The organism is Pseudoxanthomonas sp. CF125 (assembly GCF_900104085.1).
Classification (GTDB): domain Bacteria; phylum Pseudomonadota; class Gammaproteobacteria; order Xanthomonadales; family Xanthomonadaceae; genus Pseudoxanthomonas_A.
Genome location: NZ_FNLD01000003.1, coordinates 284,310 through 297,419, shown reverse-complemented (window position 1 = coordinate 297,419; position 13,110 = coordinate 284,310). Strand labels below are relative to the sequence as shown.

8 protein-coding genes are annotated in these 13,110 nt (G+C 64.1%); 4 read left to right on the top strand and 4 right to left on the bottom strand.

The window, feature by feature from the left end:
- Positions 1 to 87 precede the first annotated feature (87 nt).
- The 4 genes from BLR66_RS14870 to BLR66_RS14855 form a co-directional block, all read right to left on the bottom strand.
- Positions 88 to 1,314 (bottom strand): M64 family metallopeptidase, encoded by a 1,227-nt coding sequence (locus BLR66_RS14870; RefSeq protein WP_176943901.1) that lies wholly within the window; start codon positions 1,312 to 1,314, stop codon positions 88 to 90.
- Between the two features lies 1 nt (position 1,315).
- On the bottom strand, positions 1,316 to 1,780 hold the full coding sequence (locus tag BLR66_RS14865; protein WP_143014663.1) for a hypothetical protein: 465 nt from the start codon (positions 1,778 to 1,780) through the stop codon (positions 1,316 to 1,318).
- A 137-nt stretch (positions 1,781 to 1,917) separates the two neighbouring features.
- Positions 1,918 to 2,088 (bottom strand): hypothetical protein, encoded by a 171-nt coding sequence (locus BLR66_RS14860; RefSeq protein ID WP_255402642.1) that lies wholly within the window; start codon positions 2,086 to 2,088, stop codon positions 1,918 to 1,920.
- Positions 2,089 to 2,144: 56 nt separating this feature from the next.
- Entirely contained in the window at positions 2,145 to 10,751 is an 8,607-nt protein-coding gene (locus BLR66_RS14855) for a GH36-type glycosyl hydrolase domain-containing protein (protein ID WP_176943945.1), read from the bottom strand.
- A gap of 366 nt (positions 10,752 to 11,117) precedes the next feature.
- Between BLR66_RS14855 and BLR66_RS14850 the strand changes: the two genes are divergently transcribed.
- From BLR66_RS14850 to BLR66_RS14835, 4 genes are all read left to right on the top strand, one after another.
- On the top strand, positions 11,118 to 11,726 hold the full coding sequence (locus tag BLR66_RS14850) for a GyrI-like domain-containing protein (RefSeq protein WP_093288731.1): 609 nt from the start codon (positions 11,118 to 11,120) through the stop codon (positions 11,724 to 11,726).
- Positions 11,727 to 11,883: 157 nt separating this feature from the next.
- A complete protein-coding gene (locus tag BLR66_RS14845; RefSeq protein WP_093288727.1) occupies positions 11,884 to 12,261 on the top strand; it encodes a hypothetical protein in 378 nt (125 codons plus the stop codon).
- A gap of 88 nt (positions 12,262 to 12,349) precedes the next feature.
- Positions 12,350 to 12,712, top strand: a complete 363-nt coding sequence (locus tag BLR66_RS14840) for a VOC family protein (protein ID WP_176943900.1) — start codon at positions 12,350 to 12,352, stop codon at positions 12,710 to 12,712.
- Positions 12,713 to 12,731: 19 nt separating this feature from the next.
- Positions 12,732 to 12,953, top strand: a complete 222-nt coding sequence (locus BLR66_RS14835) for a hypothetical protein (RefSeq protein WP_093288719.1) — start codon at positions 12,732 to 12,734, stop codon at positions 12,951 to 12,953.
- Positions 12,954 to 13,110: the final 157 nt, after the last annotated feature.

Here is a 13,110-nt window from a genome sequence, read left to right as displayed (position 1 = left end):
AGGCATTCTTGCGGAGTCGAGCAAGCTCGGCTCTGCAAGAGGGATAGGGAATACGCGAAGAAAGGGGCAACCCTGGTTACGCGGACATCAACGGATCACGTAAGCCGGAAGCTCCGCGGCTGCCTCCTCAAGCAGCGCCCGCGTCTGCGTCTGCAGTTGCTTGCGGTGCGCGTCCGAGGACACCAGCGAAGACAGATGGTCCATGGCCAGGCCGACGATGGTGTCGCGCATGGCGGGCGAGGCGTCGTGCGGGTTGGCCATCGCCGCCCACAGGCTGTGGCGCAAGGGTCCCCATGGATCGATGGGAATGGGTTTGCCCCCGACGATGATGACACCGCCGCCGTCTTGTATCACTCCGAACAATATCGTCGCCACCGCGACCCAGCGCGACAGGTCCAGCCTGTCGAACTTGAAGCAGAAATCGGGGTCGAACGGCGTCAGGAATTCGTGGATCTCGCGCTGGCAGACCGCGCAGAAAGGCTCGCCCAGCACGCGCATCTTGCAGTTGTAGGAAGGCCGGTAGGCGCCGCAATGCGTGTAATGGGCGCCTTCGTAGGTGCCCACGACGAAATTAGGCGGTTCGGGAACCAGGTCCGGCGGGCATTGGCTGCAGTTGGGATTGGATTGGGTCGGCAATGTGGAAACGTTTATCAGGTCGTCCCACTTTCCGGTGGCGGTCGGCGAGATCGTGACGTTGGGCTGCGAAGGTTCGAAGTCGCTGTGCTGGTTCTGCGACGGTCCGTCGATGCCGCAACCGGCGTAGTAGAAATACTCGTCGGCCAGGCCGAAGATCGAATGCCCCATCTCGTGGATGATGATCTCGCGCCAGTCGATGTCGTTGCCCAGCGAATTCTTGGTCGCCGTAGAACTGACGCCGACACTGCCGCCGGTTCCGCCGTACACATCCGAATTGACGATCACCTGCGCCGAATGGAATTGCGGAACATGGGCAGCCACGGTGCTCAACACCAATGAGCTGTCGCACACCAACGCCCGCCTGATGCCGCCGTTGCAGAAGCGCGCATCGAAATAGGTGTCCGGCGTGGCCCCGGTGCCTCCGCAGGCGGCAGGGTCGTCGGCGCCGCTTTCGTCGGAAGCCACGTCCAGACGCCAGATGTTGATGGCGCAACGGTGATCGTCGAACGGCGCGACGCCGAACAGGCCGTTGGCGAAATGCTGGGCGTCCTCGGCGAACTTGCCCAATTCGCTTTCGCGATAGCCTTCGGCGACCAGCACCAGGTTGAAACGTTCGGCGGGGTCGCCGTTGTCGACGATCTTGACCGCGCCGATCACTGTGCCGTCTGCAACGCCCATGTCACTGCGCTCCCTTGTCGATGTCGGAAAGATCGAATTCGTGGGTGGCGGCGGTGGCCGCCACCTTGGCCGCATCGTCGCGGCTCGTCCGTCGCGGTTCCGCGTGCACCACGAACTTGCGGGCGCCGGCGATGTCCGGCACGATCACGAAGAAAGCGTGAACGCCCTTGTCGTCGTCGATCCTTCGCAAGGCATCTCCCGGTCCGTCGGCCACCACTTCCATGCCTTGCTGCGGGTTGTCGATGGTGCGGCGGTAGACCGGTCGGTCTTCGCGGTCGCGCAGCTCGAACCACGAACCGCGCGTGTCGCGCTTGGGCACCAGCGCTTGCGGAGGCGGCACGACCATGTTCAATCGCTGGCTGGAGACGAGCTTCATTTCGTCGCCGCGTTGTTCGAAAATAAGACGCAGGGCGCGTTGTTGCCGCCGGTGATCGCCTGTCGCACCCGATGCTCCGCATTTGTCCACGTGTCCGCTCCGTTGTTCGGTGTTATCCGATCAAACGCCGGCAATCGGACGTTCCGGACATCGTTCCTGACGTAAATATTTACGCGGCCTCGATGTGCAATTCAGTGCATTTCACGAACTATCGATCGGATGCTGCGTTATGCACCGGGCCTTGTCGGCGCGTTTTTCGTTAACATCGTGTCGATGCGCAGTTGCGCGTATCGGCGGTCTTGCGGATCGGCGCGCGCCAGGATTTCCTGCGCGAGCGCATCGAACTGCGGCCAGAACTGCGCCTCGTGGCGCAGTTTTTCGCGCCAGACCGGCAGCATGCGTTCCAGGTTTTCCAAGTCCGCCTCCAATCTGTCGCGCTCGCTCGGCATGTGGTTCACTGCGCGGTCGGGCGCGGCCAGGTAGCTTCCACATGGTGGATGGATTCGTCGTCCACCAGCTGGAAGCGCAGGCCCTTCTGGTCGAAGCCATCCACGCTCAATGTCGCCTCGCCTTTGTCGATCTGGGTGACGTTGATCAGATACATGCTCTCGCCATAGCGATAGTGCAGCTTGTATTCTTTCCAGTCGGCGGGAATGCAGGGCTTCAACGACAAGCGGTCGCCTTCGCGGTGCAGTCCGAGCAGCGATTCGGTCAGCAGCCGGTACATCCAGCCGGCCGAACCGGTGTACCAGGTCCAGCCGCCGCGGCCGATGTGGGGCGCCACGCCGTAGACGTCGGCGGCGAGCACGTAGGGTTCTACTTTGTAGATCGCGCTGGCTTCCGCATCTTCGGCATGATGGATGGGGTTGATCATGCCCGCCAGCTCCCAGGCCTTTTCGCGATCGCCCAGATGCGCGAACGCCATCGCCGACCACACCGCGGCATGCGTGTACTGGCCGCCGTTCTCGCGCACGCCAGGCACGTAGCCGCGGATATAGCCGGGGTCGTGCGGGGTCTTGTCGAACGGCGGATCCAGCAGCTGGATCAAGCCCGCATCGCGCTTGACCAGATGCCGGTCCAGCGACGCCATCGCTTGCCGCGCGCGTGCCGGATCGGCGGCGCCGGACAGCACCGACCAGCTTTGCGAAATGGAATCGATGCGGCACTCGTCGCTCTGCGCCGAGCCCAGCGGCGTGCCGTCGTCGAACCAGGCGCGGCGATACCAATCGCCGTCCCAGGCGTGCTTTTCCAGATTGGTCTGCAGGCGCGCGGCCGATTCCGCGCAGAAAGTCGCAAAGGCTTCGTCGCCGCGCGCCAGCGCCACGTCGCCGAAGCGCACCAGCACGTCGTACAGGAAGAAGCCCAGCCACACGCTCTCGCCCTTGCCCGCTTCGCCGACCCGGTTCATGCCGTCGTTCCAGTCGCCGGTGCCGATCAGTGGCAGGCCGCGTTCGCCCAATAGCTCGGTGCCGCGCTTGAGCGCCAGCGCGCAGTGGTCGTAGAAGGATTGCTGGATTCCCGATTGCGAGGGCAGGTCGTAGTACGACTCTTCGTCGGCGTTCACCAGTCTTCCCTCGATGAAATGCACGCGTTCGTCGAGTACGCTCGCATCGCCGGTGACTTGCAGGTAGCGGCATGCCGCCAGCGGCAGCCACAGGTAATCGTCCGAACAGCGTGTGCGCACGCCGCGGCCCTGCGGCGGATGCCACCAATGCATCACGTCGCCTTGCGGGAACTGGTGGGCGGCGCTGAGCAACAGATGCTCGCGGGTCAATGCGGGCTTGGCGTGCACCGTGGCCATGGTGTCCTGCAGCTGGTCGCGGAAGCCGAACGCGCCGCCGGACTGGTAGTAACCGCTGCGCGCCACATAGCGGCAGGCCAGGGTCTGGTACAGCAACCAACCGTTGGCGAGCGCGTCGACGCTGGGATCCGGTGTTTTCACGCGCAGTGCATTCAAAGTGTCCAGCCAGTGGATGCGCACGCTGTCCAGCGCATCGTGCGCGACGCCCGGGCCTTTGCTGCGTTGTGCCAGCTGGATGGCGTTGCGGTAGTCGCTGCCGACGCCCAGGCGGAATACGGTTTCGTGGGATTCGTCAGGGGCCAGGCGGATCGGTACCTGCAACGCGGCGCAGGGGTCCAGTCCCACTCCCAGTTTCCCGGAAAGTTTCTCGCGCAGCATCGCCGCCGGATCGCCAAGGCTGCCGTTGCGGCCCAGGAATTCTCTGCGGTCGGCGGTGAAGCTGCGGCTGCGAGCTCCATCGGAAGCCGGGCCGTCGACGTCGAAGAACGCCACGCGTCCGGCGAATTCGGTGTTGTAAGGATTGCGTGCGGTCAGCACGTTGCTGGCGCTGTCCAGTTCGCTGACCACGTGCATCTGCGATTTGGCCCGGATATCGCCCAGTATCCATTCCACATAGCCAGTGGCCGACAGTTTGCGCGCGCGTCCGGAAAGGTTGCGCAGTTTCAGTACCGAGAATTTCACCGGCTCTTCCAGCGCCACGTACACCCATAGTTCGCTGGCGATGCCGTCTTCCATGTGTTCGTACACGCTGTAGCCGAAACCGTGGCGGGTCCGGTAGGCGCCTTTGCCGCGGCGAGGCAAGGGCATGGGCGACCACACCCGTCCGGTCTCTTCATCGCGCAGATAAAAAGCTTCGCCGCCGGCATCGGCGACCGGATCGTTGTTCCAGGGCGTCAGCCGGAACTCGTGCGCGTTCTCGAACCAGGTGTAGCCCGGCGCGCTTTCGCTGACCACCGTGCCGAGCTTGGTGTTGGCCATCACATTGGACCAGGGCGCGGGCGTGGCGTCGCCTTCGCGCAAGGTGATCACGTATTCGCGTCCGTCGGCGGAGAAAGCGCCGGTGCCGTTGTCGAACAGGAATTCCCGGGCCATCGCTTCGAACGGCCAGGGATCGTCTTCGCTCGATGCGCTCGCAGGAGGCAGGCCCGACAGGGATTCTTCGTCGGATGGCGCCTCCGGCAAGGGCGGTGTGCCGTCGGCGAACAACAGCGGCATGTTGCGTTCCAGCGCCATATGGCGGCTGACCTGCGCGGCCAGCGTGCCGCGCTGGTCGCTGATGATCACCCGCGACACGGTTTGCAGCAGGATGCGGTCTTCCTGCGAGATCTGCTGCGCGGGACGCACGAAGATGCCGCCCGGCCGATCCAGCACATTGCCTTCCGGACCGGCCGAAACCAGGCCCAGGATCTGCTCCTGCAGCTGTTGCCGGTAGCCGGCCTGGTCTTCGTTCCAGATCACCAGATCCACGTTCAGGCCTTTCAAGCGCCAGTACGCATGCGCTTGCACCATCTGCCGGACCAGTTCGATGTTGGCCGCTTCGGCGATCTGTACCAGCACGATGGGAAGGTCGCCGGAAATGGAATGTCCCCACAACCCCGATTGCCCGCGCCGGTTCTGCATCAGCACCGCGTTGTCCGCGCGCAGGAACGGATGCGCGTACACCATCAGTCCGGCCAGGCGTTCGTACAGCCGTGCGTCGCCTTGCGAGGCGTTGATCTGCCGGCGCACCACCTGGCTGTGCGTCCACGCCAGGTCGAACACGCGATCGGCCAAGCGGCGGTCGCGGTATTTGTCGATCAGCGCCGCACACGCCTGGCGGTCGGCGCCGACGCCGGTGACCATGTCGACGATGGCGGTCTGGTCGGGCGCCAGAGTGATCCGGCAGCGGATGGCGACGATGGGATCCAGCACCGAGCCTTCCGAGTCCGACAAAGCCTCCAGCGACGTCAACGCCTGCGGCGCGCGTGGAGTGTTGCCGCGGCCCAGGAAGCGCGCGCGGTCGGTTTCGTAGGAAATGCTGTCGATGTCGGCGTCGTGCACCGCCACCAGGTGCAGCATCCACGGCGGAACTTCGTCGTGCGCGCGCGGCCGGCGCGTGCACAGCAGCGCCTGCTTGTCTCGCACGATCTGCGTCTGCACGAACAGGTTGCTGAAAGCCGGATGCATTTCATCGGAAATCGAGGGCGCCAGCACCACTTCGGCGTAGGTGGTGATCTCGATGGTGCGCGCGCGGCGCGAACGGTTGCTGACGGTCAGGCGGCGCAGCTCGATGTCGTCCTCGGCCGAGATCGCGATTTCAAGATGCGAGTCGTAACCGCGTTTGCGTCCGCGGAACTCGGCTTTGGCGTCGGAGAATATCGCTTCGTACTGATCCACCGGTACGCAGGTCGGCTGGTAGGCCGCCGACCAGAACTCGCCGCTGTAGACGTCGCGCAGATAGCAGAAGCTGCCCCAGTGGTCGCGGGTGCCGTCTTCGCGCCAGCGCGTCACCGCCATGTCGCGCAGGCGGCTGTAGCCGCCGCCGGCGCTGGTCAACAGGCCGTGATAGCGGCCGTTGGACAGCATCTGCACTGCGGGCCTGGCGGTGTTGGGATCGCGGAACACGCGCAATTGGGTTTCCGTGGCGGTCGGCGCGCTGCGCATGCCGGTAGCTTCGGCCTCGTGCGGGTGGAACACGCCGATGTGCGGAATGCGTTCCTGCAGCAGCAGCAGGGTCGCCTGGAATTCGGCATCGTCCATGAAGCGCTTCTGCATGGGCTGGTCGTGCAGCAGGTAATCCAGGGCCAGGAAACCCATGCCCTGATGGTGGGCCATGAACGAACGGACCAACGCATGGTCCTGCCCGCGCGGCACCCGGCTGGGCGTGTAGTCGATGGCCTCGTACATGCCGTAGCGCCCGCTGAAGCCGAGCTCGGTGAGGCGCTGCAGATTCTGGCACGCCGCTTCCGGCGCGATCATCAGCGCCATCATGGTGGCGTAGGGCGCAATCACCAGGTCCTGTCCCAGTCCGCGCTTCAAGCCCAGGCCGGGCACGCCGAACGCGCGGTACTGGTAATTCATGCGCGCATCGACGGTGTTGTAGCCGGATTCGGAAATGCCCCAGGGCACGTTGCGCCGAGCGCCGAAATGGATCTGCGCATCGACCGCATGCTTGGAGGTCTGGTCCAGCAAGGTGTCCGGATAGCTGGGCATCACCAGCTGCGGCATCAGGTATTCGAACATCGAACCGCTCCACGACAGCAGCGTGGCATCGCCGTCCACTTCGGTCAGCAACCGTCCCAGCGCGAACCAGGTTTCCTGCGGCAGTTGGCCCTGGGCGATGGCCACGAAACTGCACAGCCTGGCTTCCGAAGCCAGCAGGTCGTAGTGGCCGGGATCCAGGCGCCGTTCGTCGACGTTGTAGCCGATCGACAGCAGATGGCGGCCGCGGTCGTACAGGAACTCGTATTCCATCAGCGAATACTGGCCGGCCAGATGCGCCAGCCGCTCCAGGTCGTTGATGCGCGTGCGTGCGCGTCCCTGCGCCAGAGGGCTGTAGGTTTGCGAACTCAGTTCACGCAGGGTCGGCACAGGCCCGGCAGTCACCGCTTCCAGCACTTCGCCCATCGCCTGCTCCGAAGAGGTAAGCCAGGGTGCGAAGAACAGCAGTTCCTCGTGCGCGGAACGGCATGCGTCGGCCAGCGAGGTAGGCCAGTGCGGCTCGCCGTCGAACTCCGCCGGCGCGGGCAGCGGCCACGCCGAAACGATCGCCGCGGCCTGGTTCGCAAGCTGGGCCAGCATGCGTTCTGCGTCGAGCAGCGACACCGGCGGTTGCGCGCGCGCTGCGTCCAGTTGCTGGCGGAATGCTTCGAGCGCCGGATCCAGTTCGCCGCCGCCGAAACCGGCCGCTACCCGCGCCTCTTCCAGCACGCCGAAGGTATCGGCCAGGCCGCCGTAGGTGGAGCGGGCCAGGATGGGCGCATCCAGCAGCGCCAGCAAACCCTGGCGCAAGGTCAGCAAATGCCCGGCCAGGTTGCCGCTGTCCACAGAGGAGATGTAGTGCGGCGGCAGTGGCTGCAGCGTTTCGGTGTCGTACCAGTTGTAGAAATGTCCGCGATGCCGCGGCAGCATTTCCATGGTGGTCAGTACGCGCTGGGTCCGTTCCATCAAGCCGCCCACCTGCAGGTAACCGAAGTCGTAGGCCGACAGGTTGGCCAGCAGCGACAGGCCGATATTGGTGGGCGAGGTGCGTCGCGCCACCACCAGGGCAGGGTGTTCCTGGATATTGTCGGGCGGTAGCCAGTGGTCTTCTTCCCTGATCCAGGTCTCGAAGAAGGCCCAGGTGCGGCGCGACAGGCGGCCCAGGAAGGCCAGCTGCGAGCGCGACAGTTCGGCTTTTTTCTGCCGCGGCGTCCCGCCCATCCATGCCATCAGCGCTGGCGAAGAAAGCCACAAGGCCAGGATCGGAGCGGCCACCCAGAGCGCCATCGGATTGGATTTGGCCAACAGCGCCGCGACGGCGATGGCGAACGCCGGCGCGAACCACATGCCGCGCAGTTCCGCGCCGAAACCGGAGCCCAGGCTGCGCTCGACTTCGCTGGAAGGATTCCACTGCAGCAGGTGCCGGCGGCTGATCGCCATTCGCCACAGGGTGCGCACGATCGCGCCCAGGCTGAAGAACGCTTCGTAAGGCAGGCAGGCCAGGTTCACCGCTGCGCGTAGCAGCTGCCGTGCGCATGATTTCAGCACTTGCAGCAGATGCGTTTCCAGCGCCATGTCCACCGGCTTGACGAACACATCGCGCAGCGCAGGTACCAGTATCGGCAACAGCAGCAGGCACAGCACCCACAGCGTCCAGGCCAAAGTCCGCGGCAGCAAGATCCAGCCGAGGACCAGTAACGCGGTAGCCGCCGCCGGCACCAGGCTGCGGCGCAGATTGTCCAGCAACTTGCCGCGCGACAGCGCCGACAGGGGATTGCGTTCGAATCCGCCGCCGTGGCGCGGCACCCACGGCAACAGCCAGGGCAGCAACTGCCAGTCGCCGCGGATCCAGCGGTAGCGGCGCTTCACATCGGCGGCGTAGCGCGCCGGATAGTCCTCGAACAAACGTACGTCGCTGACCAGTCCGGCCCGCGCGTAGCAGCCTTCCAGCAGGTCGTGGCTGAGGATGCTGTTGGCGGGGAAGCGGTTCTCCAGCGCATGCTCGAACGCATACACATCGTAAATGCCCTTGCCGACGAACGAGCCTTCGCCGAACAGATCCTGGTACACGTCAGACACCGTGCGCGTGTAAGGATCGATGCCCGGCTCGCTGCCGTACATGCGCGCGTAGCGCGAATTGATGCGCCCGCTCATGCTGCTGCCCACGCTGGGCTGCAGAATGCCGTAGCCGCGCGTTACCCGGCGTTTCTTCTCGTCGAAGCGCGCATGGTTGAGCGGGTGGGCGAGGGTGGCGACGAATTCGCGCGCGGCATCGCGCGGCAGGCGGGTGTCGGTATCCAGGGTGATGACGTAGCGCACGTTGGTCAGCACCGCGGTATTGCCCACGATTTTCACAAACGCCTCGCTGGCGCCGCTGCGCAGCAGACGGTTCAACGCGGCCAGCTTGCCGCGCTTGCGTTCGTAGCCCATCCACGCCTTCTCGCGCGGATTCCATTGGCGGGGGCGGTGGAAGAGGAAGAACAGGTCGTTGCCCTCAGGCGCGTAGCGCGCGTTGAGACGTTCCACCTGATGCGCCGCGTGGTCCAGCAACGGCTGGTCGCCGGGCAGCATCTGCTGGCCGGCGTCCAGGAAATCGGTGAGCAGGCCGAAATGCAGGTGGGCGTCGCGATTGGCCAGGAAACGCACTTCCAGTCCCTCGACCAGCGCATCGATGCCCTGGACGCTGCCGATCATGCTGGGCACCACCACCAGCGTGCGCGCATTGGCGGGTAGGCCGTGGGAGTAGTCCATGCGCGGCAGCGGTTGCGGAGCGACCAGCACCGTCGCTGCCCAGTTGACCAGGGCGATGCCCAGTTCGCTGAAGGCGATGAGGCCCAGCAAGCCTATCAGGCTCAGCCATGCCCAGTCGAAGCGGCCTGCGCTGGCTTCGGTCACCAGGATCCAGGTGAAGGTCAGGGCCACCACGATGATGGGCGCAAGATACAGCGGCAACGGGATCCGGCGCGGACGCAGACGTACCGGTTTGCGCGCGGTCTCCAGCGCGGCTACCGCCGCGCGCATCTGCGCGATGCCGTCGTCGACCAGGTAGTAGCCCACATGCGCGCGGATGTCGCGCGTGCCGGCATGCGTCTGCGCCAGCGCCAGCACGCTGCGCGCCACTTCCATTTCATCGGCGCCGCTGAGCCGGGCCACCTTTTCCACCACGTGCCGGTAAGCGTCGCGGGTGTTGAAGTCCATGAAGGCATAGGTGCCGGCCGGGTCTTCGCGCAGGGTCTTGTCGACCAGGCTCATGGTTTCCACGAACTCGCGCCAGTCCATGTTGGCCAGGAAGCGCAGGCTGCCGATGCTGTTGCTTATCGAGACCTGGTCCGAGGCCTGTTGCTGGCTCTCGGCATGCACCAGCGCTTCGATGCTGTGGCCGCTATCGGCTACCCACTGCTCGGTCCAGTTCATCGGCATGGCCAGCACCGCGCTGCGTCCGTGGATGCCGCGAATCAGCTCCGCTACGAAGGCGCCGGACAAGGGCGGGCTGGAGCGCGCCATGTCGGCCACCACCAGCACCACGTTCTTGGGAGCGTTGTCGGCTGTCTCGTTGAGCAAGGCCGCCCATTCGCCGGCCAGGCGATGGTCGACGCCATCGCGCATCACCCGCACCGCCATGCGCCGCAGGTTCTCTATCAGCGCCAGCCGCAACATGATGGGTATGGCCCACAACTCGCCCATCCGCAATGGCATGACCGTTTGATAGGCGGCCACGAACAGGCTCAGGGTCTCGGCGTCGATACGGCCGTCGCCATGGGCGATGGCTTCCATCGCCAGGTCATAGACGCGCGGCAGTCCGGACGAAGGGCCCTTGCTCAAGGAAGGCAGTTCCCGGCTGTAACCTTTGGGCAAGTGCCGCCTTGCGGTGCGTATCTGTTCCTCGATCAGATAGTAGTTGTCCAGCAGCCACTCGCCGGCCGGAGTGATGCGCATCCCGTCCTGCACCATCTTGGTGAGCAGGGAATTGGCGTCGTCCAGCAGGCCTTCGTTCTCCTTCAGCCGCGACAGCAACTGATCCGGCTGCGGGAGCAGGTGCACGCGGTGCCCGCGCGCCAGCGCCTTGCCGTGCCATTCCATCTGCTCGGCGCTGAGCAGCTGGGAGCGCAACGGTTCCTCGGCCAGCAGCGGCTTCTGCAAAACGGTGGGCTGCCAGCGCCGGATGCGCCTGCGCAAGCGCAGCCAACGACCGAAGATCCGCCAAGCACTGGGCATATGGAACCGTCGCGATGAACCCAACAGGGTTTCGATCATTGCATTGGCGGGGGAAGTGGCTTGTGAATACCGGGGTGTCGGGTCTGCGGCCTTTGGGTTGGCCGATAGTCCGTTTCGAGTGGAGCGGGTATCTTGGTCGCGCTCAAAAACAGGTTTCGGTTGTACTCTCGCGCCACGCCGATCCGCTGCGGGACGGTGCAATCCAGGCGTTGGCCATCATCGGGACCGCTAGTGCAGAAAATCGATCTCAAGAAGGAACTGAAGCATCTCTATCAGCCGTCCGCAAAGGTGGTGGTGCAGGTTGAAGTGCCGGCTTTCCGGTTCCTGATGGTGGACGGCGAAGGCGATCCCAATACATCGAAGAAGTATGCCGAAGCGGTGGAAGCGCTGTTCTCCGTTTCCTACACGGCGAAGTTCATGATGAAGAAGGGAGCGAGAGGCATCGACTATGCGGTCATGCCTCTCGAAGGGCTTTGGTGGTCGGACGACATGTCCTCTTTCGCCGCCGACGACAGGTCGAAGTGGAAATGGACGATGATGATCATGCAGCCTCATCTTCTGGAGGAGGCGGTTGTTCATGCGGCCATTGCGGAAGTGAAGCGAAAGAAAGCGCTTCCTGCGCTGGATTCGCTCAGGCTGGAGAGCTTTACCGAAGGACTATGCGCGCAGACGCTTCACATCGGCCCATTCAGCGACGAAGGTCCGACTATCCAGCGGGTCCATGATTTCATCGGTGCGCGCTCGGCGCTTGCCGGAAAGCACCATGAAGTGTATCTGAGCGACATCCGCCGCGCCGATCCGGCCAAGTGGAAAACCATCATCCGCCAGCCCATGGAATGAGGGCAGGCGATTCCTCCAAACCGAGGTCGCGTGGCGGCCCGGATTGGTTCAGCGGTGGGGCGGCAATGGGCAATGATGGACCGACTGATGGTTACCGCGGCAGAAGGCCCGCCCTACACTGCGCTTTCCGACGCGGTTCAATCGAGGAATCCGGCACATGATCCGCAAGCTCGCTTCCGCCGCAACGCTGCTGGCCCTCATGAGTCAGTCCGCTCTCGCCTCGCAAACCGCCTGCACATTCTCGGCCGGCGAAGCGCCCCGCTATTACGAGTTGGAGTTTATCGGTTACGGCGATGCGGACCCGGTCATCGTCTTCAGCTCAACGACATTCGGGTCCGGCAAGCCGGTTGCGCTCAATCCTGCGGATTATTCGCTCAAGCATTTCAGTCCAAGGGCCAGGAAAGTCAGTCTTGAGTTCCGTAACCCGAAGAATCTTGCCATGCCGCCTTCATTCAACCTCAATGGGGTCGACGGCCGCGCCATCCTCAGCATCGGATCCAGCGTCATAGAAGGAGATTTGAAGTGCGATTACTGAGTTGCTTCTGGCTGTCATTCAAGCCGAAAGCGTTTCGAAAACCGGCTTGGAAGGCGCTATATCCCGACCTTGCGAGGTTCTTATGAAGATGACCCGTCTCATCCCGATGCTGCCGGTAAGGAGCATGCCCGCCAGCGTCGAGTTCTATCGGAAGCTCGGCTTCACCGTCGAAAACAGGAACGACAGCTGGCGCTGGGCGATGCTGTGTTTCGGCGAGTGCCGGCTGATGGTGGATGAGTCGATCAACGTCCATCCGCAGAGTCCGCGCACGTCCGTTCTCTACTTGTACCCGGACGACGTCAAGCAGTACCACCGACAGCTTCGCGACCACGGCTTGGCCGTTCCCGACCTGGAGACTTCGTTCTACGACATGACCGAGTTCCGCTTCGACGATCCCGACGGAAACAGGTTGTGGATCGGTCAGGCGGCAGCAGACGGCCAACAGAGTTGAATCACGACGGGAGATAGCGATGGCACTCGATCTTTTCGACCTTGGGGGAAGCCTCATCGACATCGTGCTTGCCCGCCGCTTTCTTGTTCCGTTCGCCGTCGGCCTGGCCATCGCCGTCGCGATCTACTATTCGACCGGCCAGACGCCTGCGTCCGCCGCCGTTGCCTTCTTCGTTGGTCTTGCCGGCCTGGTTGCCGGCGTGGTCTTCCGCCTGGCTGGGAGCAAACCGGGCGCCCTCTGAAGCTCGATGTCCGTACCGTTCGTCCTGTTCGGCCTCATTCCCGGACTGCGGCACTGAGGGCCGAGTCCCCGTGTCGCCTCCCCCTTTGAAAAAGGGGGATTGAGGGGGATTTGCTTTTGCTCTTGATCGCCGGGAAAGCAAGATCAAGAGCAAATCC

What these genes read in the sequence shown, in the direction of transcription:
- BLR66_RS14835 (WP_093288719.1), top strand. Translation starts at nt 12,732, where the DNA reads ATGGCACTCGATCTTTTCGACCTTGGGGGAAGCCTCATCGACATCGTG.
- BLR66_RS14870 (WP_176943901.1), bottom strand. Translation starts at nt 1,314, where the DNA reads ATGGGCGTTGCAGACGGCACAGTGATCGGCGCGGTCAAGATCGTCGAC.
- BLR66_RS14860 (WP_255402642.1), bottom strand. Translation starts at nt 2,088, where the DNA reads ATGCTGCCGGTCTGGCGCGAAAAACTGCGCCACGAGGCGCAGTTCTGG.
- BLR66_RS14845 (WP_093288727.1), top strand. Translation starts at nt 11,884, where the DNA reads ATGATCCGCAAGCTCGCTTCCGCCGCAACGCTGCTGGCCCTCATGAGT.
- BLR66_RS14855 (WP_176943945.1), bottom strand. Translation starts at nt 10,751, where the DNA reads ATGGAATGGCACGGCAAGGCGCTGGCGCGCGGGCACCGCGTGCACCTG.
- BLR66_RS14840 (WP_176943900.1), top strand. Translation starts at nt 12,350, where the DNA reads ATGACCCGTCTCATCCCGATGCTGCCGGTAAGGAGCATGCCCGCCAGC.